The following is a 24,591-nucleotide window of genomic DNA, read 5'->3' as shown; positions in this document are numbered from 1 at the left end:
AAACATGAGCATGAGTGATCCCATCGCTGACTTGCTGACCCGCATCCGTAATGCACAGATGGTCGCCAAGGCCACGGTTCTGGTGCCTTCTTCCAAAGTGAAGATTGCCATCGCCCAGGTGCTGAAGGACGAAGGTTATATCGACGGCTTCCAGGTGAAAACCGAAGCCGGCAAGTCCGAACTCGAAATTGCCCTGAAGTACTACGCAGGTCGCCCCGTGATTGAGCGCATTGAGCGCGTCAGCCGCCCTGGCCTGCGTGTCTACAAAGGCCGTGATTCCATTCCACAAGTCATGAACGGTCTGGGTGTGGCAATTGTCACGACGCCCAAGGGCGTGATGACTGATCGCAAGGCGCGTGCTACCGGTGTCGGTGGCGAAGTGCTCTGCTACGTGGCCTAACCCGCGGCATTGAGGAGAAACTGAAATGTCCCGAGTAGGAAAAATGCCCGTGACCATCCCCGCAGGCGTGGATGTGTCCGTGAAAGATGACCAGATCTCTGTCAAGGGTACTGGTGGCGCTCTGTCGCTGGCGCAAAACGCGCTGGTGAAAGTGTCCAGCAATGACGGCAAGCTCAGCTTTGAGCCTGCTAACGAATCCCGCGAAGCCAATGCCATGAGCGGCACGATTCGCCAGTTGGTCAACAACATGGTGGTCGGTGTCAGCAAAGGCTTTGAAAAGAAGCTGAGCCTGGTCGGTGTGGGCTACAAAGCCGCTGCCTCAGGCTCCAAGCTGAATCTGGCTGTTGGCTATTCGCATCCGGTCAATATCGAAATGCCCGCAGGCATCACGGTTGCCACCCCGACGCCCACGGAAGTGGTGATCAAGGGTGCAGATCGTCAGCGTGTCGGTCAGATCGCTGCTGAGATTCGTGCTGTTCGTCCACCTGAGCCCTACAAGGGCAAGGGTATCCGCTACGCGGACGAAAAGATCACGATCAAAGAGACCAAGAAGAAATAAGGAGCTGCAACATGTTGACCAAGAAAGAGCAGCGTCTTCGTCGTTCGCGCCAGACCCGCATCCGCATTGCACAGCAAGGCGTGGCACGTCTCACGGTGAACCGTACGAACCTCCATATCTACGCCAGTGTGATCTCCGGCGACGGCAGCAAGGTGCTGGCAAGTGCATCCACGGCGGAAGCCGACGTGCGCAAGTCGCTCGGCGGTTCGGGCAAGGGTGGCAATGCCGCAGCAGCCCAGATCATCGGCAAGCGTATCGCTGAAAAGGCGAAGGCTGCAGGTGTCGAGAAGGTTGCATTTGATCGCGCAGGCTTTGCCTACCACGGTCGCGTCAAGGCTTTGGCCGACGCAGCCCGTGAAGCTGGCCTGCAGTTCTAAGCGGAGCGGAATACAAAATGGCTAAATTTCAACCCAAAGTGCAGAACGAAGGTCAAGACGACGGTCTGCGCGAAAAAATGATCGCGGTCAACCGCGTGACCAAAGTCGTGAAGGGTGGCCGTATTCTCGGTTTCGCCGCACTGACGGTGGTTGGCGACGGTGATGGCCGCGTGGGCATGGGCAAGGGCAAGTCGAAAGAAGTGCCAGCTGCCGTGCAAAAGGCTATGGAAGAAGCTCGTCGCAACATGGTCAAGGTCTCGTTGAAGAACGGCACCATCCACCACAATGTGACCGGCCACCATGGCGCTGCTGTTGTGATGATGGCACCTGCTCCAAAGGGTACCGGCATCATCGCTGGCGGCCCTATGCGTGCAGTTTTTGAAGTGTTGGGTGTGACTGACATCGTGGCCAAGAGCCATGGTTCGTCCAACCCTTACAACATGGTCCGTGCAACGTTTGACGCGCTCGTCAATTCGACCACCCCGTCGAATGTGGCGGCCAAGCGCGGCAAGACAGTCGAAGACATCTTCGCCTGAACCGGAGCTTGAAAATGACAACGCAACAAACCGTCAAGATTCAACTGGTGCGCAGCCCGATTGGCACCAAGGAATCGCACCGCGCCACCGTTCGTGGCCTGGGTCTGCGCAAGCTCAATAGCGTGAGCGAACTGCAGGACTCGCCCGAAGTGCGCGGCATGATTAACAAGATCAGCTATCTGGTCAAAGTCCTCTGAGAGATAGATCATGGAACTCAATAGCATCAAGCCCGCAGACGGCGCCAAGCATGCCAAGCGCCGCGTAGGCCGTGGTATCGGCTCCGGCCTGGGCAAGACCGCTGGCCGTGGTCACAAGGGTCAGAAGTCTCGTGCCGGTGGCTACCACAAGGTTGGTTTTGAAGGCGGTCAAATGCCTTTGCAACGCCGCTTGCCCAAGCGTGGTTTCAAGTCGCACTTGCTCAAGTTCAACGCAGAAGTGACGCTGACGGCATTGGATCAACTCGGCCTGGCCGAAGTGGATGTCCTCGCTCTGAAGCAAGCAGGCCTGGTTGGTGAATTGGCCAAGGTGGTGAAGGTCATCAAGAGCGGTTCCCTGACCAAGGCTGTCAAGCTCAATGGCGTGGGTGCTACGGCTGGTGCCAAAGCAGCGATTGAAGCTGCTGGCGGCAGCGTCGCCTGAGTGTGGCTCTGAAGGAAGGCATCTGTGGCTACTAGCGCGGCTCAAATTGCAAAGACCGGGAAATTTGGCGACCTCCGTCGTCGTCTGGTTTTTCTGTTGCTTGCGCTGGTCGTGTACCGCATTGGGGCTCATATCCCTGTGCCAGGCATCGATCCAGCCCAACTCCAGCAGCTCTTCAGTGGCCAGCAAGGCGGCATCCTGAATCTGTTCAACATGTTCTCCGGTGGTGCGCTGTCGCGCTTCACGGTTTTCGCTCTGGGGATCATGCCGTACATTTCGGCGTCGATCATCATGCAGTTGATGACCTATGTGGTTCCCACATTCGAGCAGTTGAAAAAGGAAGGCGAAGCCGGTCGCAGGAAGATCACTCAGTACACCCGCTATGGCACCTTGGGCTTGGCCCTGTTCCAGTCGCTGGGAATTGCCGTAGCGCTGGAAAGCTCTGCTGGTTTGGTCCTGAGCCCCGGTTTCGGGTTCCGCATGACCGCTGTGGTCAGCTTGACGGCTGGCACGATGTTCCTGATGTGGCTGGGTGAGCAGATCACAGAGCGTGGCTTGGGGAACGGGATCTCGATCCTGATCTTTGCGGGCATTGCCGCTGGTTTGCCTAGTTCGATCGGTGGCCTTCTGGAGCTGGTTCGTACGGGTGCCATGAGTATTCTGGCCGCTATCTTCATCGTCCTCGTCGTTGGTCTGGTGACTTACTTCGTGGTGTTTGTCGAGCGGGGTCAGCGCAAGATACTGGTGAATTACGCTCGCCGGCAAGTAGGCAACAAGGTTTATGGTGGTCAATCGTCTCACCTGCCCCTGAAGCTGAACATGGCAGGTGTGATTCCTCCGATCTTTGCCTCGTCGATCATTCTGCTGCCGGCAACGGTGGTGAACTGGTTCAGTGCAGGTGAATCGATGCGCTGGTTGAAGGATATCTCGGGTGCGTTGACTCCTGGTCAGCCCATCTACGTGATGTTCTATGCTGCAGCCATCATCTTCTTCTGCTTTTTCTACACGGCTCTGGTATTCAACAGCCGTGAAACTGCAGACAACCTGAAGAAGAGCGGTGCGTTCATTCCAGGCATTCGCCCAGGTGAACAGACGGCCCGTTATATCGACAAGATCCTGGTGCGCCTGACATTGGCAGGCGCTGTGTACATCACCTTTGTGTGCTTGCTGCCAGAGTTCCTGATCTTGAAGTACAACGTTCCGTTCTACTTTGGTGGAACCTCGCTGTTGATCATTGTGGTGGTGACCATGGATTTCATGGCCCAGGTTCAGAACTACATGATGTCGCAACAGTATGAGTCGCTGCTCAAGAAAGCCAATTTCAAGGGCAACGCAGGCGGTTGATGATGAGGAAGGCAGTGCTGCACTTGCGACACTGCCTGCAAGGAACTGAATATCGGTTGAGTTGGCGCCCCACGATTTTTCGCGGGCACAAATTGTGTTCCGTGCGAAGCAGCCGGGACGGATGGAAAAGTTTTAGGAGAATGCAATGAGAGTTTCGGCTTCGGTCAAAAAAATCTGCCGCAACTGCAAGATCATCCGCCGCAAGGGTGTGGTGCGCGTGATCTGCACGGATCTGCGTCACAAGCAGCGCCAAGGTTGATTGGAAAGTATTAGAGGACGCATATGGCACGTATCGCTGGCATTAACATTCCGCCGCACAAGCACGCGGAAATCGGTTTGACCGCCATTTTTGGCATTGGTCGCACCCGCGCTCGCAAGATTTGCGAAGCAACTGGTATCGCTTACTCCAAGAAGATCAAAGATCTGACGGACGGCGATCTGGAAAAAATTCGCGAGCAAATCGAGCAGTTCACCATTGAAGGTGACCTGCGCCGCGAAACCACGATGAACATCAAGCGTTTGATGGACATCGGCTGCTATCGTGGCTTCCGCCATCGCCGCGGTCTGCCAATGCGTGGTCAGCGCACCCGTACCAATGCTCGCACTCGCAAGGGTCCGCGCAAGGGTGCAGCTGCACTGAAGAAATAAAGATTGAAAGATCATCATGGCTAAGTCTCCTGCCAATAACGCAGCTCAGCGCGTTCGCAAGAAGGTCCGGAAGAACGTTTCGGACGGTATTGCACACGTGCACGCCTCGTTCAACAACACCATCATCACGATCACCGATCGCCAAGGCAATGCCTTGTCGTGGGCATCGTCCGGTGGACAAGGTTTCAAGGGTTCGCGCAAGTCCACCCCATTCGCAGCCCAAGTGGCTTCGGAAGTGGCTGGCCGCGCTGCCATCGATCAAGGTATCAAGAACCTTGACGTTGAAATCAAGGGTCCCGGTCCTGGCCGTGAATCTTCGGTCCGCGCACTGGGTGCCCTGGGCATCCGTATCACGTCGATTTCTGACGTGACGCCAGTGCCGCACAACGGCTGCCGCCCTCAGAAGCGTCGTCGTATCTAATCTCTCTAAGCCCACCGCCGCCTGTGAACGCGCAAGCGCCTCAGGCGGCTCCCGCAATGGTTTGCGGCAGATGACACAAAGGAAGCTCAAGTGGCACGTTACCTCGGCCCCAAGGCCAAACTCTCCCGCCGTGAAGGCACGGACCTGTTCCTGAAGAGCGCCCGTCGCTCGATCGCCGACAAGTCCAAGTTCGATTCCAAGCCTGGTCAGCACGGCCGCACCTCGGGTGCCCGTACCTCTGACTACGGTCTGCAACTGCGCGAAAAGCAGAAGGTCAAGCGCATGTACGGCGTGCTGGAAAAGCAATTCCGCCGTTACTTCGAAGCCGCTGAAGGCAAGAAGGGCAATACCGGCGCCAACCTGCTGTTCCTGCTGGAATCCCGCCTCGACAACGTCGTGTACCGCATGGGTTTCGGTTCGACCCGCGCTGAAGCCCGTCAGCTGGTGTCGCACAAGGCGATTACCGTGAACGGCAAGTCCGTGAACATTGCTTCCTACCTCGTGAAGACGGGTGACGTTGTGGCTGTGCGCGAAAAGTCGAAGAAGCAAAACCGCGTTGTGGAAGCCCTGCAACTGGCCGCACAAGTGGGTATGCCTGCCTGGGTGGAAGTGAATGCCGACAAGGCTGAAGGCATCTTCAAGAAGGTGCCTGACCGTGATGAGTTTGGCGCCGACATCAACGAATCCCTGATCGTTGAGTTGTATTCGCGCTAATCGCTCGGTACATATTTCGAGAAAACCGTCCCTAAACCGCGAGGCATCGCGGTTTAGGCGCTTCACCAGCCTTACCGGTGTAACGAGCTGGGGGTATTGAGAGGAAGTCTGAATGCAAACCAATTTGCTGAAACCCAAGGCGATCAATGTCGAGCAGCTTGGCCACAATCGTGCCAAGGTCGCACTGGAGCCGTTCGAGCGTGGGTACGGCCACACGCTGGGCAACGCCATCCGGCGCGTCCTGCTCTCGTCCATGGTGGGTTACGCAGCGACGGAAGTCACCATTGCAGGCGTTCTGCACGAGTACTCGTCCATCGATGGCGTTCAGGAAGATGTGGTCAACATCCTCTTGAACCTCAAGGGCGTGGTGTTCAAGCTGCACAACCGCGACGAAGTCACGCTGAGCCTGCGCAAGGATGGCGAAGGCGTGGTCACCGCGCGCGACATCCAGACGCCCCATGACGTCGAGATCGTCAACCCCGATCACGTGATTGCCAACCTGTCGGCAGGCGGCAAGCTGGACATGCAGATCAAGGTGGAAAAGGGCCGTGGGTATGTGCCTGGTAGCCTGCGCCGTTATGCCGACGAATCGACCAAGTCGATCGGCCGCATCGTGCTGGATGCTTCGTTCTCGCCCGTCAAGCGCGTGAGCTACACCGTGGAAAGCGCCCGCGTGGAGCAGCGTACCGACCTGGACAAGCTGGTGGTCGAGATCGAAACCAACGGTGCCATCACCGCTGAAGACGCTGTGCGCGCCTCGGCCAAGATCCTGGTGGAACAGCTGGCTGTGTTCGCACAGCTCGAAGGTGGCGAACTGGCTGCGTTCGACGCACCGGCAGGCCCGCGCGGCAATGCCACGTTCGATCCGATCCTGCTGCGTCCTGTGGACGAGCTGGAACTGACCGTGCGTTCCGCCAACTGCCTGAAGGCCGAGAACATCTACTACATCGGTGACCTGATCCAGCGCACCGAGAACGAGCTGCTCAAGACGCCTAACCTGGGCCGCAAGTCGCTCAACGAGATCAAGGAAGTGCTCGCATCGCGTGGTCTCACGCTGGGCATGAAACTGGAAAACTGGCCACCAGCTGGCTTGGACAAGCGTTAAGTTATAATTTTTGGTTCCCCGCCGGGAACAGTGCCTCGGGCAGTACCTGATACGGCTGCCTGATTTAATTACTCAAAGGAAAGCACCATGCGCCACGGACACGGCCTCCGCAAACTCAACCGTACCAGCTCGCACCGCCTCGCGATGCTGCAGAACATGATGAATTCGCTCATCGAGCACGAAGTCATCAAGACCACCGTTCCCAAGGCCAAGGAACTGCGCCGCGTGATCGAGCCCATGATCACCCTGGCCAAGGAAGATTCCGTAGCGAACCGCCGTCTTGCATTCAACCGCCTGCGCGACCGTGATAGCGTGACCAAGCTCTTCAATGACCTGGGGCCTCGTTTCAAGGTGCGTCCCGGTGGCTACACCCGTATTCTGAAGATGGGCTTCCGTGTGGGCGATAACGCTCCCATGGCGCTGGTCGAATTGGTCGATCGTGCTGCTGAAACCGAAAATAATTCGGCAGCAGCTGAATAATAGGGTATAATTTATTTCTTATCGCGCGATGGAGCAGTCTGGTAGCTCGTTGGGCTCATAACCCAAAGGTCGGAGGTTCAAATCCTTCTCGCGCAACCAACATAGCAGGCTTCTGCTGAACAAAAAGCCCACTACACAGTGGGCTTTTTTGTTTCGGCCTCTCGGGGCGTGCGGAATTGGCACTCTGGCTTTCCAGGTGATTTCTTCCAACCCGGCAAATGGCCTTTCATGTCGCCGTCATCCGGCATGGCATGTTTTCACAAACGAGGGCCTGGCCCTGGGCTATCGGGGGAGCCTTGGTGTTTGCCGCAGGGCTGATCACAGCAGCTCCATGAGTTGGCTGACTGAGGCCGAGTTTTGTTGAGAGGCTGCAAAAAGCTGCCTTAACCTGACCCCTCGGCGATCCTGAGCCCGCCTGGAGGCCTTCGATCGTGGAGTCCTGCGCGGGGTGGCACCCGGCAAACTCATTTCCCGAACAGATCTGCCTTGGCTGCCTTGGTGATTGCTGCCACGCAGGGGTGCGTGATGCGTCGCTCCACAGAAATCGCAAAAAACTCCTCGACCAGTTCCGTCGTGCGGCCGATCACTTCGACACCAAACTGTGCGGTGGTTTCCTCATCCAGAACGGTCGGGGACGTGAAAACGCCACGGCCTTCGCGGCCGAAAGCATTCATCAACGCACTGTCGTCGAACTCACCCACGAGCCGTGGCTGCAATTGGTATTTGTTAAACCAGTGATCGAGCTGTTGGCGCACGGAAGACATGGGGCCTTGGATGAGCATGGGGGCGCCCTGGAGGCATTGGGGAAAGGACCCCTGTAGCTGCGTCTTCAGGCCAGGAGCGCAAAAAAAACTCATGCCACTGGTTCCTAGCGGGTGGTTGAACGCCTTGACGCCGATTTTTTTGGAAACGGGTTCATCGGCCAGCACCAGATCGAGTTTGTGCAGGCTCAGTTGGGCGATGAGTTCTGGAAATTTTCCTTCCTGGCAGGTCATGTGCACCTGTTCAGGCATGCCCAAGGCGGGTTCCAGAAGGTGATAGGCCACGGACTTCGCGATCGAGTCTGCAACCCCCACGCGAAATTCCAGCGGTTTGGCGTGGCCGCGGGAGAGGCGGATCGATTTTTCCAGCTCGTCCCCCAGCGTAAAAATCTGCTCCGCGTAACCCAGGGCGACACGACCCTCGCTGGTGAGCTCCAGCCCACGCCCCCGCTTGCGAAAGAGGTCGTGGCCTAGCCATTCCTCCAGCTGTTTGATCTGCCCAGAAAGCGTCTGGGGCGTGGTGTGCAGCTGCTCGCCTGCCCGCATCACCCCTCCGGCCTTTGCAACCGTCCAGAAATACCGCAGATGCTTGAAGTTCATGGTGATAAATGCTTCGTAAAAAACGATCAATCAACGTTGATAAAACGAATATACGCGAAGTATTAAACCGCCTACATTGAACGCTTGGCCCCTTTCCGCAGCCATTGGTGCTGCGGTCTGGAACTGTCAACGTTCACAAGGAGTAGCAACGATGCGGATTACCACCCGAGGACAACTTGCGGTATCGGCAATGACCGACCTGGCGCTGCGCCAGAAGATGCGGCCGGTAGCGCTTTCGACGATCAGCGCCCGGCAGGGTACCTCGCTGTCGTACCTGGAGCAGCTGTTCAGCGCCTTGCGCCGTGCCGGGCTCGTGGACAGCACACGCGGCCCGGGTGGCGGTTACACCCTTGCCCGAAACACAGACCAGATCTCAGTGGCCGAGATCATCCTGGCGGTCGAGAACCTCAAGACCGACGATCTGCAAAGCCTGGGTGCCGGCCAAGCTGCGCAAGTCAAGTCGATGACGGGCGAACTCTGGTCCACCTTCAACGCACGGGTGATGGAGTACTTGCAGTCGGTGACTTTGCAAGACCTTGTGGCGCAGCAGCATGCCAAGGGTGTGGTGGCCGAGGAAATGGCCCCTGCAGCCCCTCGCCCCAAGCTGAGCGCCAAGCCACGCCCCTTGATGGCGCGGGTGGGCGTGCCCAACTCGGTGTTCGCACTGGGTTCGATCCCGCTGCTGCAACGCCGTTGAGACCGCACACCGGTTGCGCTCTGCAGTTGCGGGCGCATGCCAGTGCTCCGGGGGCGGCCTTGGCCCGCCCTCTAACAGTTTTGCGTGCGCGGGGCGGCTACAGTTGCTGCGCGAGCTGCTTGATTCCCCGGATCAGCATCTCTACCGAGATGGCGACCAGGATCAGGCCCATCAGGCGTTCAAACGCCATCACCACGCGTTCGCCCACCAGGCGCTGGATGCGTTCTGCCATCAGCAACACCACGGCGCACACGGCCATGGTGACGCACAGCGCGCCCACCCATTCCCAGCGGCGTTCCGGCGCCTGGGCCACCAGCAGCATGACAGTGGCGAGCGCTGAGGGGCCCGCCAAGGCAGGGATGGCCAGCGGCACGATCAAGGGTTCGCCCGGCAACTCCGCCTGTGGGCCGTCAGCCGACGGAAAAATCATGCGCAGCGCGATCAGAAACAGCACCACCGCACCCGCAATCTGCAACGACAAATCGCTCAGGTTCATCACCTGCAGAAACTGAGCCCCGAAAAACAGAAACACCAGCAGCAGCGCAAACGCAATCAGCACCTCCCGCAGGATCACCCGTGCCCGGCGCTCGGGCGCCACGCCGCGCAGGGCGTTGGCAAAGATGGGGATGTTGCCCAGCGGATCGGTGATCAGCAGGAGCAGGATGGTGGCGGACGCGAAGGTGTAGCTCACGATGCGTACACCGCGTCCAGTGAGCGAAAGCCCTTGATCTCGATCGGATTGCCGCTGGGGTCGTGGAAGAACATCGTCCACTGTTCGCCGGGCTGGCCCTCAAAGCGCACCTGCGGATCCAGCACGAAGGTGGTGCCGGCGGCCTTCAGCCGTGCGGCCAGCGCATGCCAGTCGGGCAATTCCATGATGGCGCCAAAGTGCGGCATGGGTACCAGGTGATCGCCCACATGGCCGGTGCGGGCGCTGGCAAACGGGGTGCCCAAGTGCAACGAGATCTGGTGGCCAAAAAAATCGAAGTCCACCCAGGTATCGGTGCTTCGGCCTTCCTGGCAACCGAGCACGCCGCCATAAAAGCGGCGCGCGGCATCCAGGTCGGTGACGTGAAAGGCGAGGTGAAAGAGGCTGCGCATCCGGCAAAGGATAGCAGCCAAGGCTGCGCTGCGGGCGTGGCCTGGAGGCCTGTCAGGCGACAGACGGGTCGGCGGCCATGTTGTCAAATTTCTTGAAATACTGGCGCGCCATGGCCACCAGCTGGGCGTCGGTCGGGTGGTCTGCAGCCACAGAGTCCACCACCACATCGGCCACCGCAGCATGGTGCTTGGTCGCCCAGTCACGGAACTGGTTGCGTACCAGGCCCGGGCCAGCCAGCAGCACTTCACGCGTGTCGGCCAAGGCCTGGGCGACGTCGGCAAAGAAAGCGGTGAGGTCGTCGGCTTTGCCCTGGTGCTTGTGGTGGCTGCGGGACTTGATGCGCTGGGCCTCGGCATGCTCGCGGTCGAACATCACCACGTGGGCTTCGGACTGGTCCATCCAAACTACTGCGTGAAAAGTGCTCATGAATCGGCTTTCTTGAAGTGACGAAAAAAACGGGGAAAGAAGGGAAAAGGGGCCTGAATGCGTGAGCGAACTCACGCAGCACGGCGGTGTTGCTCGGCCTTTTCCTGGCAATGCACGCAGCGTGCGGCCTCGGGGGTGGCGTGCAGGCGTGCGGCGGTGATGTGGGTGCCACAGTCTGTGCATTCGCCGTACGTACCCGCTTCAATGCGGGCCAAAGCGGCTTCCACGGCGGCCAGGTGGGTGGTTTCGCGCTCGTCCAGCGCAAACTCCAGTTCACGCTCGGTGGCGAGTTGGGCACGCGGGTCCTCGGGCTGACCAAAGTGGTCGGCAGCGGCCTCGGCGCGGCCGATGACGCCCCCGCGCTGCGCGGCCAACTGGGCCAGCAGCTCGGATTGCTGGGCCAGCAATTGTTGGCGGAATGGGGCGGCCTGGGTCTTGTCCATGCAGTGTCTCCTCAAGGGTGATCGGATACCTGCATGGTGCGCTTGTGCGCGATGACCTCGGTTGACCAAGGTCAAGGGATGAAGACCCAGCGCCTGGGGCGGGTTTAGAACAGGGTCTTAGCGCTTGGGCGGCCGCGCCAGCATTTCAGCGGTGTTGGTCTTGCGATCGGCGTTCACGCGCTGCACGTGGGGGCGCTCTGCCATGCGCGTGAGGTACTCGCGCACAGGCAGATCGGCCAAGTAGTCGCGGCCATAGATGATCTTGGTGGCCGAGCTGACGAGCGGCAGGTGCACGATGGCTGCGCAGTCGGCCAGGGTGAAGGCGTCGCCGCCTACGTAGGGGCTGAACTTCGCAAGCTGACCGAAGGCGGCAATGTTTTTCTCAAGCTGCGCTCCCACCTTTTCCTTGGCGGTGTCGCTCACGGTTCCGCCAAAAAAAGCCTGGGGATACAGGTTGCGTGCCACCAGCTCCAGATGCAACTCCAGAAAGGTGATCAGCTCGCGCACCTTGGCGGCCTGGTAGGGGTTGGCAGGGATCAGCGCTGGCTGTGGGTGGGCTGCCTCGATGTAGTCCGCCATCACGGCCGATTCGCACAGCGGCCCCTCGGGCGTGCGCAGGTAGGGCACCTTACCCAGCGGGCTGGCGCTGCGGTCGGTCTCGCCCACCCAGGCCAGTTCTTCGGTGAAGGGCAGGCCCTTTTCGAGCAAGGCGAGTTTGATCTTGTTGTAGTAGTTGCTGGCCGAAAAGCCGCAGAGTGTGAGCATGGTGGCGTCTCCGTTGTGGTGGTGAATGCAGCACGCATCCTAGGTGGGGGCGGGGGCGCAGTCCGTCGCGCAGATGACCCCGGTCAAGGGGTGCGCACCCAGGCCCCCTACAATTCGCACCCATGCCCTCCCTGCAAACCATTCGCAGCCTTCGCTGGCTCGCCCGCCTTGTGCTGGCGTGGTTTGTGTTGTCCATCGGGGTGGCGGTGGCGTCGCCGCTGGTCAATCCGCAGGCGATGGAACTGATCTGTTCGGGCTCGGGCGCCATCAAGCTGCTGGTCAAGACCGATGACGGTGCCAAGGAGATGTCCAGCCACACGCTGGACTGCCCCCTCTGCGCGCATGTCGGCGCTCCGCCTCCCGTGTCGCAGGCCCAGCTGCCTGTGGTCCACCCCCTGGCGCATGCCCTGCGCCCCATCCCTGCCGCGCACATTGCTGCGCGCACCGCCGCGCCGCTGCCGCCGCGTGGGCCCCCGGCCTTCTCCTGAAATTGCTATATTTTTAATAGCTGTTTGCGCTTGATAGATAAGCGCTGACAGCCTATTTGACTTGAAATTCAGGAGTTCCCATGCGCAAAAGCCGCATGGCGCTGGCCGTGGCCAGTGCCTTTCCCCTCGCACTCTGCGTGGGTGTTTCCGCGTTGGCCCAGACCGTCGACAGCGCCGGCAACAGCAATGCCCCCGTCAAGGAACTGGGCGTTGTCACCATCAGCGGCGGCCAGCCCACCTCGCTGCCCACGCAGATTCCCACCACCATCGAGGGCGTGACGCGCGAGCAGATCGAGCATTCGATCAACGCCACCGACAGCGAAGACGCCCTCAAGTACCTGCCCAGCCTGCTGGTGCGCAAGCGCTACATCGGCGACTACAACCACGCCGTGCTGTCCACGCGCGCCTCGGGCACGGGCAACCCGGCACGCTCCATGGTGTTTGCCGACGGCATTCTGCTGAGCAATTACCTCGGCAACGGCCCCACCAACGCGCCGCGCTGGATGCTGGTCACGCCCGAGGAGATCGAGCGCGTGGATGTGCTCTACGGCCCCTTCTCAGCTGCGTATGCAGGTAACTCGGTGGGCGCGGTGGTGGACTACGTCACGCGCATGCCAACAAGGTTCGAGGCACACGGACAGGTCAGCGTCCAGCACCAGCCTTTCGACCTGTACGGCACCAGTGCCACCTATGCGGGCAAGCAGGTCAGCGCATCCGTCGGCAACAAGAACGGCGACTGGTCCTGGTTCCTCAACTTCAACAAGACCGACAGCGAAGGCCAGCCGCTCACCTTCCCCACGCGCCTCGTGTCCGCCGGCACCGTGGGCAACGCGGGCACGCCCGTGACCGGTGCTGTGCTGGGCAACAACCGAAGCAAACAGCCCTGGTACCTGCTGGGCACTGCCACCCAGTACCACACGCAGCAAGACCACATCAAGGCCAAGATCGCCTACGACTTCTCGCCCACCGTGCGCGCGGCCTACACCCTGGGCTGGTGGCACAACGAATCCGAGGGGCGCCCCACCAGCTACCTGCGCGATGCCAACGGCAATGCGGTGTACGGCGGCACGGTCAACATCAATGGCCGCTCGTACACGCTCGCGCCCACGGACTTCAATGTGTCCAACGAGAACCTCACGCACTTTATGCACGGGCTCTCGGTCAAGAGCAACACCAAGGGCGTGTTCGACTGGGAAGTAGCTGCCAGCCTGTATGACTACCAGACCGACACACTGCGTGCAGCCACCGTGGCACTGCCGGTCGCGCTGAACGGCGGCGCGGGCCGCATCGTCAACAGCAAGGGCACGGGCTGGAACACGTTGGCCGCCAAGGGCACTTGGCGGCCCGATGGGGTGCAAGGCGCGCACATTGTGGACTTTGGCCTGCAGCGCGACAGCTACCAGCTGCGCACGGTGGAGAACGCTACCAGCAACTGGATCAATGGCGCTGCGGGCGCGCGCAACCAGGCCTTCAACGGCGACACCCAACTGCTGGGCCTGTGGGCGCAAGACACCTGGAAGATCGCGCCGAAGTGGAAGGCCGTGCTCGGCGCACGCGCCGAACGCTGGAGCGCCAGCAACGGCCAGACCGGCAATGCCACCACCACGCTGAGCCACCCCGAGCGCAACGAGACGTACTTCTCGCCCAAGGCCGCCGTGGCCTGGCAGGCCAATGACCTGTGGGTGCTCAAGGCCTCCACCGGCCGTGCGGTGCGCATGCCTACCGTGTCTGAGCTGTACCAGGGTGGCATCAGTGGCAGCGGCACGCTCATCAACAACGACCCGAACCTGAAGCCTGAAAAAAGCTGGACCACCGAGCTGACCGCCGAGCGCGACATGGGCAACGGTTTGCTGCGCCTCACAGCGTTCTTTGAGCGCACGAAAGACGCGTTGTATTCCCAGACCAATGTGCTCGTCACACCCAACGTGACCAACGTGCAGAACGTGGACGCCATCCTCACCAAGGGCTTGGAACTGTCGTACCAGGCAACCAATGTCTTCATGCGCGGGCTGGAGCTGGGCAGCAGCCTGACCTGGACGGACTCCAAGATCACCCGCAACGACAAGTTCCCCGCCAGCGTGGGCAAGTGGCAGCCGCGCATCCCCGAGTGGCGCGCGAGTGCCGTTGCCACCTACCGGCCGGACGACAAATGGTCGTACACACTGGGCGCGCGCTACAGCGGCAAGCAGTACAGCACGCTGGACAACACCGACGTGAACGGTTTTGCCTACCAGGGCGCCAGCCGCTACTTCACCACCGATATACGCGTGCGCTACCAGATTACCCAGCAGGTGAGTGCCGCCGTGGGCATCGACAACCTGAACAACTACCAGTTCTGGAACTTCCACCCCTACCCGCAGCGCACTTACCTCGCTGAGCTCAAGGTCAGTCTCTGAAAGGAATACATCCCATGTCTCTGAATACTATGAAAAAGATAGCTGTAATCGCTTTGCTGTCAGGCGCAGGAGGCCTTTTTGGCTCTGCATCCGCTCATGTGGTGCTCGAATACCAGGTCGCCCCGGCGGGCGCAGGCTACAAGGCCACATTCAAGGTGGGCCACGGGTGCGGTGCGTCGCCCACGCGGCAGATCGCGGTGGACATCCCGGCGGGCATGCGTGGCGCGCGCCCCATGCCCAAGCCGGGCTGGACGCTCGATGTACAGCGCGAAAAGCTCGCCCAGCCCTATACCAGCCACGGCCGCAGCATCACCGAAGACGTGGTGCGTGTGACCTGGACGGCCAAGACGCCGGACGACATGCTGCAAAGCGCGCACTACGATGAGTTCGTGCTCGTGGCCCAGGCGCCCGAGCAGGCCGGCACCGTGTACTGGCCCGTGCGCCAGGTGTGTGCGGAAGGCAAAAACGACTGGACCGAGGTGCCCAAGGCGGGCCAAAAACTCTCGGACCTGAAGTCCCCCGCCGCAGCGCTGGAGATTCTGCCCACGGGCGGCGCCGCTGCCCACCATCATTGACAGTCCGGCCCACGGCCTGTTCTCCCTCTCCCGTCCCTCTTCCCTTCTTCTCGTTCTCTCACTCACCGAAAGGCATCCATCATGAAAAAACTGCTTCACACTGCCGCCCTGGTTTCCACACTGGCCGCTGTACTCGCCAGCGCCCCCGCATGGGCACAGACCGCTGCCGTCAAAGTCGAAGGTGCTTGGGCGCGCGCCAGCGTGCAGGGCCAGAAGGCCACCGGTGCGTTCATGCGCCTCACCGCCCAGGACGGCGCCCGCCTGGTGCGCGCCGAGTCGCCCGCTGCGGGCATCACCGAAGTGCACGAGATGAAGATGGAAGGCGACATCATGAAGATGCGCGCCGTGCCTGCGCTGGACCTGCCTGCGGGTAAGACGGTGGAACTCAAGCCCGGTGGCTACCACGTCATGCTGCTGGACCTGAAGGCTCCGCTGGCCAAAGGCGCTTCGGTGCCACTCACCCTGGTGTTTCAGGACGCCAAGGGCGTGGAAAGCAAGCTCGACCTCACCGTGCCCGTGGGCACGGCAGCACCCGGTGGTGCCACCGCAGGCACCATGATGAATGGGCATAAACACTGACATCTCCGCATCTGCGGCCGCTTCGCCTGCGCAACGCATTGGAGTAAGCTGTGACTCCACCACAGACCCACCTCTTGCGGAGCGGCCATGAGCGATACATCGAATTTCGGTTTCGGCAAACTTGTCCCCGGTTTTGACTTTCTGCAGAGCCTGGCCAAGGGGGCGTCCAGCAGCATTCCGCAGTTGCCCAACCTCAGCAACTGGGTGGCGCCCACCATCAGCGTCGAAGAGCTGGAAAAGCGCATCGACGAACTCAAGGCCGTGCAGTTCTGGCTGGAGCAGAACTCGCGCGCGCTGGCCGCCACCATCCAGGCGCTGGAAGTGCAGAAGATGACCCTGGCCACCCTGAAGGGCATGAACTTCAGCATGGGGGACGTGGCCAACGCCTTCAAGCTCAAGACGGCTGACACCGTGATGAGCGGCGTACAGAAAGCCGCCGACACCGTGACGGGCGCCGCCGAGGCTGTGGCTGGTGCCGCCGCCCGCGCTACGGGACGTGTGAGTGCAGCCGAAGAAGAAGCCGAAGACGAGGGTGACGACGCCGAACCCGCTGCCCCGCCTGCCAAGGCCAAAACAAAAGGCAGCAAGGCATCGGCCGCTGCCGCGCCTACCGTGGTGGACCCCATGCAGTGGTGGGGCGCACTCACCGGTCAGTTCCAGCAGATCGCCGCCAACGCCATGAAGGATGCGGCCAAGCAGACCGCCATCGACACCACGAAGAACATGGCCACGGGCCTTGCCAAAGAAGCCCTCAAGACAGCCACCGGCATGGCCAGCCAGTTTGCCGCCAAGGGCATGCAGACCATGCAGGGCGGTGCCAAGCGCGCCGCTGCATCGGGCACCGCCAAGAAGAGCACCGCTGCCAAGAAGCCTGCAGTCCGCAAAACCCCGGCAAAACCCGCCGCCAAGAAGGCCAGCAGCAGCACCCGCAGCCCAGCCGCCCGCAAGCGAGCGGGCTGACGCCAACGTGGGCGGGTGTGACAACCCGCAGGTGGTGCAATATCTGCCCGCCACCGCCCTGGCATGGAGATCACCACCATGAAACTATTTCCCACTGGCCATGCCACCCACCCCCAATGGCGCATGGCCGCCGCGCTGGTGCTGGCGCAGCTGCGCGCCCAGATGGCGTTGCCCGACTACGCTGCAGCGCCAACCCTGGGCCTGCTTTACATCACCGACCACTATGGCAACGACGCCCAGGCGCTGCTCGACTACCTGAGCGGCGAACTGCCTGAGGTCACCGACTGGAGCGGCACCGTGGGGGTGGGCGTGTCGGCCAACAACGCCGAGTACTTTGACGAGCCCGCGCTGTCGGTCATGCTGCTGGATGTGCCCGCAGACCAGTACCGCGTGTTCTCGGGCGTGGCGCCGCTGCCCACGCATGCGCCACACCCGGGCAGTGGGTTTGTGGCCCATACCGCCCTGGTGCATGCCGATGGCCGCACGCCCGAACTGGCCGAGCTGCTGACCGAGATGGCTGCACGCACCGACACGGGCTACCTGTTTGGTGGCCTCTCTGCCAGCCGCACCAGCAGTGTGCAGTTTGCCGTGGGGGGCGACGGCAACATGGCCGGGCAGGGTGGTGCCAGCGGGGTATTTGACGGTGGCCTGTCGGGCGTGGCGTTTGGTGCCGGGGTGGCGCTGGTGTCGCGCGTTACGCAGGGCTGCCAGCCCGTGGGCGCGCTGCGCACGATCACCGCCGCGCAGGACAACGTGGTGCTCGCGCTCGATGGCGAGCCCGCGCTGGACGTGCTGCTCGATACGCTGCAGGTGTCGCTGGATGGTGGCGACCCGCAGCCCGCGCTGCGCAAGGTGCGCGCCACGCTGGCCGGGCTGGTCAGCGCGGGCGAGCAGCCCCAGGGCCAGCGCCGCACGGGCCACTTTGGTACCGACACACGCGTGCGCCACATCGTGGGGCTGGACGGCAGCCGCCGGGGCGTGGCACTGGCCGACCATGTGGAGCCGGGCATGCACCTGGCGTTCTGTCAGCGCAACGTGGCAGCGGCGCGTGCCGACCTCATGCGCATCTGCGCCGAGATTCGCGAAGAACTCTCGCCCGAAGAGCTGGAGCCCGCGTCGCTGGTGTCGTCGTCCAGCGCGGATGGCGAGATGGCCGCTGCCAACAGCGCCTCAGGCGCCAGCGCGGCGCCCCAGGCAGGGCGGCGAATCTGTGGGGCTATCTATGTGAGCTGCTCGGGCCGCGGCGGCCCGCATTTTGGCGGGCCCAGCGCCGAGCTGCAGATCGTGCGCCACGCGCTGGGTGACGTGCCGCTGGCCGGGTTCTTTGCCGGTGGGGAAATTGCGCACCACCACTTGTATGGTTACACCGGGGTGCTCACCGTTTTCGTTGACGACGACCCGAACGCCCGCTGAGCGGCTGAGCCGCTTTGCCCGCAGGGAACGCCAGGGCGGGCCCTGGCGGAGACGGTGCTCCATGGAGGGGCCAGGTCAGCCCGCGCCGTTGTCGTCTGCTTCGGCCTTTTCCTCGGGGGTCAGGCGCGTGGCCAGGATCTTGTCGATGGTCTTGCCATCCATGTCCACCACTTCCAGCTTCCAGTCCTCCCACTGCACGGTGTCGGTCACCTTGGGCAGGCGGCCAGTCAGCAGCATGATCATGCCGCTCAGCGTGTGGTAGCGGCCGCGTTCCTCCTCGGGCACGGCATCCAGGTTCAGGCGGTCTTTCAGCTCGGGCACGGGAATGTGGCCGTCCAGCAGCCAGCTGCCGTCCTCGCGCTGCAGCGCCCAGGAGGTCTCCGGGTCGCGCGGCTGAAACTCGCCGGTGATGGCCTCGATCAGGTCCTGCAGCGTGACGATGCCCTGCACCTCGCCGTATTCGTCGATGACAAACGCCATGTGGACGTCCGACAGGCGGAAGTTGTCCAGCAGCTCCATGCCCGTGATGGTTTCGGGCACATACAGCGCTGTCTGCAGCGGCTGGTCGGCCAGGCCGCCGCGCGCCTTGTCGCGCAGCGTGCGCGACAGCCACTGGCGCGCGTTGATCACGCCCAGGATGTTGTCCATGCCGCCGCGCACCACCGGAAAGCGTGCGTGGTCGGATTCCTCGATGCATTTGAGGTTGTCTTCAAACGACGCATCCATATCCAGACACACCACATCACCACGCGGCACCATCAGCGAGCCGATCTGACGGTCGTCCAGCCGGAACACATTGCGCACCATGGTGTGCTCGTGCGATTCGATCACGCCCGCAGTGGTGCCCTCCACCAGCATGGCGTGGATCTCTTCTTCGGTCACCGGGCTGCCGCTGGTTTCCTTCACACCCATCAGGCGCAGCAGCGTGCGCGTGGAGGTGGACAGCAGCAGCACAAACGGCTTGGTGGCCAGCGCCAGAAAGTTGATGGGCCGCGCCACCAGGCGGGCAAAGGTCTCGGGGTACGACTGGCCGATGCGCTTGGGCACCAGTTCACCCACCACGATAGAGAAATACGTGATCAGCACCACCACCAGGCCGGTGGCCGCGTAGCTGCCAAAAGGCATGGGAACGCCCAGTGCTTCAAGCCACAACGCCAAGGGCCCAGCCAAGGCGGCCTCACCCACGATACCGTTCAGCACGCCAATCGATGTGATGCCGATCTGGATGGTGGAGAGAAAACGCGTGGGGTCTTCGCCCAGCTTCACGGCAGCGGCGGCGCCGCTATCGCCCTCATCAATCAGCTTTTGCAACCGGGCTTTGCGGGCCGTGACCAGAGCGATCTCGGACATGGCAAACAGGCCGTTGAGAAGGATGAGGGCGAACAGTATTGCTATTTCCATACAAAGGGCGCCTTGCGCGCCCTTGGGTGTTGAGAAGCGACCAATTGTAAGGACAGGGGCCAGAGACCCTGCGCTGGCTCCTAGCCACCTTCGGTCGGGAGGCCCGTTTCGTCCCACTCGGGCAGTCCCCCCCGCAGCCAGTACACGGACTGGAACCCCTTGGCTGTGGCCACCTTGGCAGCTTTGTAGGACTTCCAGCATTCGGCGCCATTGCACGCAAAAATTACCGGCTTGGCCTTGTCCACGCCCTGAAGCTTGTCCAGCGCCTGGAAATCATCCTGTGCGGCATTGAAGGCCACGTCCTTGAGGCTCTTTTCCACATACGCTGCAAACACGGCGCCCCGGATGCGCTTGGTCTTGAATTCCTTCTCGGTGCGGGTGTCCACCAGCGTGGCGCCCTGCACCAGCAGGGTCTGGGCCTCGCGCGCAGTTATGCGCTTCACCCCAGGCAGGCTCGTGGGGGTGAACAGCCCCAGCTCGGCCACACGTCGGTACTCAACGGCCTCCGGGCGGACGGAGGCTGGTGGCAGGCCGCTGGCGGAGGACGACGCGCTGAACCACTGGGCCAGCTTGTTGCGCGCATCCGCCGGCAGGTCTTTTTTCACCACGATGGAGAACCCGCCTGGCACCGGCTGCGATGTAGCCAGCACCCGCGCAAGGCCGGGGTGCGCTACCGACCATTCGGCCCAGTCGTCCTCGCGCACCACAGTGGCATCCGCCGTGCCCAGAGTCAGGGCTGTCAGGCCGGCCTGGGGAAATTTCTCGTACTGCACCGCGCGCAGGTCCTGGAACGACAGCCCCGCCTCATTGAGCATGCCGCGCGCCATGTAGGTGTAGACCGAATCCTGCTGGGGCAGATAGAGCCGTCGGCCTTTCATGGCAGGCACCGCAGCGATCTGCTGCAGCCCGACCAGCAGGTATCTGTCCGATTTGTGCGTGGCGCCCACCAGCTCGTAGCCGCGTTGCAACGCGGACGCAGCCACCTGGGCAGGGCCAATGAAGATGTCATATCCCGCGCTGCGCGTGGCGCGCATCACATCGGCCAGGTCGTCGCTGGTGGTCAGTGCCACGGGCTGGCCAGCGGCCTTCGACAGGCCCGATTCTGCGGAGGTGCGCAGGATGGAGTGCGCCGCCTTGCGGGCCGTGGGCTCCACGGCCACGATGGCCGTCAGCTGGGCCTGGGCGGCGCTGCAACACAGCCATAAGCCAAGTAGCGGTCCCAGCGGGCCGCGGGTCGATTTTCTGGTGATGTTCATTGCGCGGTTCCTCTCCCCAAAACAAACCGCGAATATGCCCAGGGCCCCCGCACCTGCGTACGAATGTTTCTGATCTTTTGTTCTTGTTACTTCTGCTAACGAAGCCGTACGTGCGGCGCGCAGAGCTCCCGCACAGAATGCGGGCTGACCCGATCCCTGTGCCTGCCGGGTGGGCGGGGGCAACAAAGAGTTTTTGTCCATCCCATTATTTGGAGACGTTTCCATGAAAGATTCCATGATCCTGCCGCGGCGCCACATGCTGGCCGGAAGTGCCGCCGCCTTGAGCGCGCTGGGCCTGGCTGGATGGGCCGGCGGTGCGCGTGCCCAGCAGGCAGCAGCCGCTGCCAAGCCGCTGCCCGCGTATGCAGGATGGAAGTCACCGGACGCGCTGATCGTGCACAGCAGCAGCACTCTCGAAACCCGTCGCTCCGCGTTTGGCACCAGTGTCATCACGCCGTCCAACCAGCTGTATGTGCGCAACAACCTGCCCGCGCCCGACGCCGCCATCCTGGACAACCGCGATGCCTGGACCGTGGCGATCGAAGGGGTCAAGAGCCCGCGCAGCCTGACCCTGGCCGAACTCAGGACGCTGGGCGTGGAGACCGTAGCCACCGTGCTGCAATGCTCGGGCAATGGCCGGGGATTTTTCCCCAGCAAGCCCAGCGGCACCCCCTGGTCGGTGGGCGCTGCCGGTTGTGTGGTCTGGAGCGGTGTGCCGCTGCGCAACGTGGTGGCCGCCCTGGGCGGGCTGGCCGATGGTGCTGCCTACCTGACCGGCACGGGCGGCGAGAAACTGCCCGAAGGTGTGGACCCGCTCTCCGTGCTGGTGGAGCGCTCGGTGCCCGTGAAGGCGATGGACGACGCCCTGCTGGCCTGGGAGATGAACGGCGAGCCGCTGTCGCTGGCGCATGGCGGCCCGCTGCGGCTGGTGGTGCCGGGCTACCAGGGCGTGAACAACATCAAGTACGTCAAGCGCGTGGCCTTCACCAGCGCGCAGTCGCAGGCGCGCATCATGTCGCACGGCTACCGCATGTCGCCCCCCGGCTCCAAAGCCAGCCCCGACCAGCCTTCGGTGTGGGAGATGGGCGTGAAGTCCTGGATCAACGGGCCGCTGCCGGACAAAGGCGCACTCAAGCCCGGACAGGTGCAGGTGCATGGCGTGGCCTTTGGCGGCACGCGCGGCATCAAGGGCGTGGAGGTGTCGGCCGATGGCGGCAAGACCTGGTTGGCGGCCAAGCTCATCGGCCCCGACCTGGGCCCGTTTGCCTGGCGGCAATTTGCGCTGCCCGTGCGCCTGGAGGCGGGCACCCATGTGCTGGCGAGCCGCGCCACCGACACGGCGGGCAATGTGCAGGCCGAGCAGCGCGAGGAAAACCTGGGCGGCTACAACAACGCCAGCTGGCGCGACCACGCCGTCACTGTGACTGTGGCATGACATCGCTCCCCCCAGAGGCGCTTTGCGCCTTCCCCCCGAGAGGGGGACGCCACCCGTGGCCTGGCAGAGCCAGTTCCACGGTGGCACTGGCGTGGGTGCGCGCCGCTATCGGACGGCATCGGATGCCGCAAGGCGGTTTGCTGGTAGGGCTAGCGTTACTGTGGGCGGGTGCCAGCTGGGCCGCCGAGCCGGCCGAGCTGGCGCGCGGCAAGGAGCTGTTCACCAAGATCCAGCCCGCCTGCGCGGTGTGCCACACGCTGCAGGCCGCCGGTGCCGAGGGCCAGGTGGGCCCGGTGCTGGATGAGCTGAAACCCGACGCCGGCCGCGTGTTGCGTGCGCTCAAGGCAGGCATCGGCGTGATGCCCTCGTATGCCGAGCGCATGAGCGAAAAGGACATGTTGGCCGTGGCACAGTTTGTGGCGCACGCCACGGGCGCGGCCAAGTAGGCGCGGGCTTTCGTGGCGGTTGCAGCGCTGCCTCGCTGCAACCGCGCGCTGCTTCAGGCCGCCGTGCGCGACGGCACCAGCGCCGCCCCGGCTGCGCGCCCCTGCAACCCCTGGAACGCAAAGTCCACCTCGGGTACACGGCCGCTCACGATGTCGGCCAGCGCCTTGCCCGAGCCGCAGGCATGCGTCCAGCCCAGCGTGCCGTGGCCAGTGTTGAGGAACAGGTTGCCCACTTTGGTCTTGCCGATCAGCGGCACGTTGCTCGGTGTAGCCGGGCGCAGTCCGCTCCAGAACTGGGCCTGGCTCGCGTCGCCCGCGCCAGGGAAGAGCTGCTCCACGCGCCGCACGATGGCCTCGCAGCGCACCTGGTTCAGGTGGCGGTCGTAGCCGTTCAGCTCGGCCGTGCCTGCAATGCGCAGGCGATCACCGCCGCGTTCGCTGGTGTAGCGCGAGAACACGAGCTTGAACTCGTCGTCTGTCAGGCTCACCTGGTGCGCCTTGCTGGCGTCTTTCACCGGCATCGTCACCGAGTAGCCCTTGGCTGGGTAGATCGGCAGGTGGATGCCCAACGGCTGTGCCAGCAGCGGGCTGAACGAGCCCATGGCCAGCACAAACGCATCGCCGCGCACGCGCTCGAAGCGGCCTTCGGCATTGGTCACTTCCACGTGGTCGATGCGGCCGCCTGCCTCGCGCAGTGCGGTGATGTGGTGGCCCATGCGGAACTGCACGCCCGCCGCTTCACACAGCTTGGCCAGCTCGCGTGTGAACTGGTTGGCATCGCCCGATTCGTCCTCGGCCGTGTAGGTGGCGCCCGCCAGTTGTGGGCGGATGTGGGCCAGCGCTGGTTCAAGGCGCACGGCCTCGTCGGCGCTGATGACCTGGCGCTCGCAGCCCAGCTGGCGCATCTGCTCGGCCGGGGCCAGCGCGCCGTCGAATTCCTTTTGGTTGGTATAGAAGTGGAGGATGCCCTGCGTGCGCTGGTCGTACTGGAGGCCGGTTGCCGCGCGCAGCTGCTGCAGCGTGTCGCGGCTGTAGGTGCCCAGGCGCACGATTTGCTCGATGTTGTGGCGCGTGCGCGCTGGCGTGCAGTTACGCAAAAAGGACAGGCCCCACAGCCACTGGCGCATGTCGGCGCGGATGCGGAACAGCAGGGGCGCATCCTCCTTGCCCAGCCACTGCAGCACCTTGAGCGGCGCACTGGGGTTGGCCCAGGGTTCGGCGTGGCTCACCGAGATCTGGCCGCCGTTGGCAAAGCTGGTCTCGGCACCGGGCGCACCCTGGCGGTCGATGACCGTGACCTCATGGCCAAGTTGTTGCAGGAAATAAGCCGAAGTCACGCCGAGCAAGCCGGCGCCCAAAACGATCACGCGCATTTTTGAAGCCTTTTAAGGGTTCAGCGCTTGATGGATATGCGTTGGCAGCTATTGATTCAATAGCAAGCAGCCAGCGCGCGTCCGCCAAGCTGCCGCTCCCCCTGTCCTTGGTACCTGAGAGATTCACCGCGCTGCCCACATGGCACGCGGTTTGCTCCTTCGGTGCGCCTCCACGCTGCTGACAGGTGGTGGCGGCTCTCCAGACGGCTTTGATAAATGGTGCAGTACGGGACCTGAGCGTGTATGGGAGTT

Annotated in this window: 31 protein-coding genes, 1 tRNA gene and 1 riboswitch; of the genes, 23 read left to right on the top strand and 9 right to left on the bottom strand. The window is 62.6% G+C overall.

The features are described from left to right. The first annotated feature begins 4 nt into the window (after positions 1-4). The 14 genes from rpsH to AC2YJX_RS21800 all read left to right on the top strand — a co-directional run bounded on the left by rpsH (position 5) and on the right by AC2YJX_RS21800 (position 7,322). Complete coding sequence (rpsH, locus tag AC2YJX_RS21865) at positions 5-400, top strand: 30S ribosomal protein S8 (protein ID WP_008906523.1); 396 nt, start codon at positions 5-7, stop codon at positions 398-400. A gap of 25 nt (positions 401-425) precedes the next feature. Further along, the gene (gene rplF / locus AC2YJX_RS21860) at positions 426-959 is read left to right on the top strand and encodes a 50S ribosomal protein L6 (protein WP_055395675.1); all 534 of its coding nucleotides are present in this window, start codon (positions 426-428) and stop codon (positions 957-959) included. Between the two features lie 11 nt (positions 960-970). Further along, positions 971-1,336, top strand: a complete 366-nt coding sequence (gene rplR, locus AC2YJX_RS21855) for a 50S ribosomal protein L18 (protein WP_005793639.1) — start codon at positions 971-973, stop codon at positions 1,334-1,336. A 17-nt stretch (positions 1,337-1,353) separates the two neighbouring features. Beyond that, on the top strand, positions 1,354-1,872 hold the full coding sequence (gene rpsE, locus AC2YJX_RS21850) for a 30S ribosomal protein S5 (protein ID WP_008906520.1): 519 nt from the start codon (positions 1,354-1,356) through the stop codon (positions 1,870-1,872). Positions 1,873-1,886: 14 nt separating this feature from the next. Beyond that, positions 1,887-2,069: a 50S ribosomal protein L30 gene (gene rpmD, locus AC2YJX_RS21845; protein ID WP_007861725.1), complete on the top strand. Its 183-nt coding sequence runs from the start codon at positions 1,887-1,889 to the stop codon at positions 2,067-2,069. Between the two features lie 10 nt (positions 2,070-2,079). After that, positions 2,080-2,511 (top strand): 50S ribosomal protein L15, encoded by a 432-nt coding sequence (gene rplO, locus AC2YJX_RS21840; protein ID WP_055395677.1) that lies wholly within the window; start codon positions 2,080-2,082, stop codon positions 2,509-2,511. Between the two features lie 24 nt (positions 2,512-2,535). Then, a complete protein-coding gene (secY, locus tag AC2YJX_RS21835) occupies positions 2,536-3,855 on the top strand; it encodes a preprotein translocase subunit SecY (RefSeq protein WP_055395679.1) in 1,320 nt (439 codons plus the stop codon). 145 nt (positions 3,856-4,000) lie between these two features. Then, the gene (rpmJ, locus tag AC2YJX_RS21830) at positions 4,001-4,114 is read left to right on the top strand and encodes a 50S ribosomal protein L36 (RefSeq protein ID WP_005793651.1); all 114 of its coding nucleotides are present in this window, start codon (positions 4,001-4,003) and stop codon (positions 4,112-4,114) included. Positions 4,115-4,137: 23 nt separating this feature from the next. Continuing rightward, the gene (rpsM, locus tag AC2YJX_RS21825; RefSeq protein WP_008906516.1) at positions 4,138-4,503 is read left to right on the top strand and encodes a 30S ribosomal protein S13; all 366 of its coding nucleotides are present in this window, start codon (positions 4,138-4,140) and stop codon (positions 4,501-4,503) included. Between the two features lie 16 nt (positions 4,504-4,519). Next, positions 4,520-4,924, top strand: a complete 405-nt coding sequence (gene rpsK / locus AC2YJX_RS21820; RefSeq protein ID WP_005793662.1) for a 30S ribosomal protein S11 — start codon at positions 4,520-4,522, stop codon at positions 4,922-4,924. A gap of 90 nt (positions 4,925-5,014) precedes the next feature. Then, on the top strand, positions 5,015-5,638 hold the full coding sequence (rpsD, locus tag AC2YJX_RS21815; RefSeq protein ID WP_055395681.1) for a 30S ribosomal protein S4: 624 nt from the start codon (positions 5,015-5,017) through the stop codon (positions 5,636-5,638). Positions 5,639-5,750: 112 nt separating this feature from the next. Then, entirely contained in the window at positions 5,751-6,743 is a 993-nt protein-coding gene (locus AC2YJX_RS21810) for a DNA-directed RNA polymerase subunit alpha (protein WP_008906514.1), read from the top strand. Positions 6,744-6,830: 87 nt separating this feature from the next. Then, positions 6,831-7,223, top strand: a complete 393-nt coding sequence (gene rplQ, locus AC2YJX_RS21805) for a 50S ribosomal protein L17 (RefSeq protein ID WP_008906513.1) — start codon at positions 6,831-6,833, stop codon at positions 7,221-7,223. 22 nt (positions 7,224-7,245) lie between these two features. Then, positions 7,246-7,322 (top strand) — tRNA-Met (locus AC2YJX_RS21800). A gap of 365 nt (positions 7,323-7,687) precedes the next feature. On the opposite strand, the gene nhaR is transcribed toward AC2YJX_RS21800, so the two are convergent. After that, positions 7,688-8,584: a transcriptional activator NhaR gene (gene nhaR, locus AC2YJX_RS21795; RefSeq protein WP_055395375.1), complete on the bottom strand. Its 897-nt coding sequence runs from the start codon at positions 8,582-8,584 to the stop codon at positions 7,688-7,690. A 151-nt stretch (positions 8,585-8,735) separates the two neighbouring features. On the opposite strand from nhaR, the gene AC2YJX_RS21790 reads away from it, so the two are divergent. Next, entirely contained in the window at positions 8,736-9,281 is a 546-nt protein-coding gene (locus tag AC2YJX_RS21790; RefSeq protein ID WP_055395341.1) for an Rrf2 family transcriptional regulator, read from the top strand. Between the two features lie 97 nt (positions 9,282-9,378). Here AC2YJX_RS21790 and AC2YJX_RS21785 read toward each other — a convergent pair whose 3' ends face one another. From AC2YJX_RS21785 to AC2YJX_RS21765, 5 genes are all read right to left on the bottom strand, one after another. Continuing rightward, positions 9,379-9,972, bottom strand: coding sequence for a MarC family protein (locus AC2YJX_RS21785; RefSeq protein WP_055395343.1), 594 nt, complete (start codon positions 9,970-9,972; stop codon positions 9,379-9,381). Beyond that, positions 9,969-10,382: a VOC family protein gene (locus tag AC2YJX_RS21780; RefSeq protein ID WP_055395344.1), complete on the bottom strand. Its 414-nt coding sequence runs from the start codon at positions 10,380-10,382 to the stop codon at positions 9,969-9,971. Before AC2YJX_RS21780 ends, AC2YJX_RS21785 begins: the two co-directional genes overlap by 4 nt. Before the next feature lie 52 nt (positions 10,383-10,434). Further along, positions 10,435-10,809, bottom strand: a complete 375-nt coding sequence (locus AC2YJX_RS21775; RefSeq protein ID WP_055395346.1) for a hypothetical protein — start codon at positions 10,807-10,809, stop codon at positions 10,435-10,437. Positions 10,810-10,880: 71 nt separating this feature from the next. Next, positions 10,881-11,252 (bottom strand): TraR/DksA family transcriptional regulator, encoded by a 372-nt coding sequence (locus AC2YJX_RS21770; protein WP_055395348.1) that lies wholly within the window; start codon positions 11,250-11,252, stop codon positions 10,881-10,883. Positions 11,253-11,369: 117 nt separating this feature from the next. Further along, complete coding sequence (locus tag AC2YJX_RS21765) at positions 11,370-12,017, bottom strand: glutathione S-transferase (protein ID WP_055395350.1); 648 nt, start codon at positions 12,015-12,017, stop codon at positions 11,370-11,372. Positions 12,018-12,139: 122 nt separating this feature from the next. On the opposite strand from AC2YJX_RS21765, the gene AC2YJX_RS21760 reads away from it, so the two are divergent. The 6 genes from AC2YJX_RS21760 (at position 12,140) to AC2YJX_RS21735 (ending at position 18,428) form a co-directional block, all read left to right on the top strand. Then, positions 12,140-12,505: a DUF2946 family protein gene (locus AC2YJX_RS21760; RefSeq protein WP_055395352.1), complete on the top strand. Its 366-nt coding sequence runs from the start codon at positions 12,140-12,142 to the stop codon at positions 12,503-12,505. An 80-nt stretch (positions 12,506-12,585) separates the two neighbouring features. Continuing rightward, positions 12,586-14,901 (top strand): TonB-dependent receptor, encoded by a 2,316-nt coding sequence (locus tag AC2YJX_RS21755; protein WP_487257253.1) that lies wholly within the window; start codon positions 12,586-12,588, stop codon positions 14,899-14,901. 14 nt (positions 14,902-14,915) lie between these two features. Then, the gene (locus AC2YJX_RS21750) at positions 14,916-15,476 is read left to right on the top strand and encodes a YcnI family copper-binding membrane protein (protein WP_199731276.1); all 561 of its coding nucleotides are present in this window, start codon (positions 14,916-14,918) and stop codon (positions 15,474-15,476) included. An 81-nt stretch (positions 15,477-15,557) separates the two neighbouring features. Then, positions 15,558-16,055 carry a copper chaperone PCu(A)C gene (locus AC2YJX_RS21745; RefSeq protein WP_055395359.1) on the top strand — a complete coding sequence of 166 codons (498 nt, stop codon included), beginning with the start codon at positions 15,558-15,560 and terminating at the stop codon, positions 16,053-16,055. Between the two features lie 87 nt (positions 16,056-16,142). Next, complete coding sequence (locus AC2YJX_RS21740; protein ID WP_218301483.1) at positions 16,143-17,015, top strand: PhaM family polyhydroxyalkanoate granule multifunctional regulatory protein; 873 nt, start codon at positions 16,143-16,145, stop codon at positions 17,013-17,015. Between the two features lie 78 nt (positions 17,016-17,093). Then, positions 17,094-18,428 (top strand): FIST signal transduction protein, encoded by a 1,335-nt coding sequence (locus AC2YJX_RS21735; RefSeq protein WP_218301484.1) that lies wholly within the window; start codon positions 17,094-17,096, stop codon positions 18,426-18,428. A gap of 75 nt (positions 18,429-18,503) precedes the next feature. Here the strand turns inward: AC2YJX_RS21735 and AC2YJX_RS21730 are convergent, their stop codons facing one another. Next, positions 18,504-19,829, bottom strand: a complete 1,326-nt coding sequence (locus AC2YJX_RS21730) for a hemolysin family protein (RefSeq protein WP_055395363.1) — start codon at positions 19,827-19,829, stop codon at positions 18,504-18,506. 80 nt (positions 19,830-19,909) lie between these two features. Then, the gene (locus AC2YJX_RS21725) at positions 19,910-21,085 is read right to left on the bottom strand and encodes a rhodanese-like domain-containing protein (RefSeq protein ID WP_487257252.1); all 1,176 of its coding nucleotides are present in this window, start codon (positions 21,083-21,085) and stop codon (positions 19,910-19,912) included. A 223-nt stretch (positions 21,086-21,308) separates the two neighbouring features. Between AC2YJX_RS21725 and sorT the strand changes: the two genes are divergently transcribed. Together sorT and sorU are read left to right on the top strand one after the other, a co-directional pair. After that, a complete protein-coding gene (gene sorT, locus AC2YJX_RS21720; protein ID WP_487257251.1) occupies positions 21,309-22,520 on the top strand; it encodes a SorT family sulfite dehydrogenase catalytic subunit in 1,212 nt (403 codons plus the stop codon). 122 nt (positions 22,521-22,642) lie between these two features. Next, entirely contained in the window at positions 22,643-22,966 is a 324-nt protein-coding gene (gene sorU, locus AC2YJX_RS21715; RefSeq protein WP_055395367.1) for a SorU family sulfite dehydrogenase c-type cytochrome subunit, read from the top strand. A 53-nt stretch (positions 22,967-23,019) separates the two neighbouring features. On the opposite strand, the gene AC2YJX_RS21710 is transcribed toward sorU, so the two are convergent. After that, positions 23,020-24,339: a D-amino acid dehydrogenase gene (locus AC2YJX_RS21710; protein ID WP_487257250.1), complete on the bottom strand. Its 1,320-nt coding sequence runs from the start codon at positions 24,337-24,339 to the stop codon at positions 23,020-23,022. Between the two features lie 91 nt (positions 24,340-24,430). Beyond that, positions 24,431-24,552: riboswitch (glycine riboswitch) on the bottom strand. Positions 24,553-24,591: the final 39 nt, after the last annotated feature.

The organism is Acidovorax sp. SRI_002 (assembly GCF_057586455.1).
This window is presented reverse-complemented; position numbering and strand designations above follow the sequence as displayed.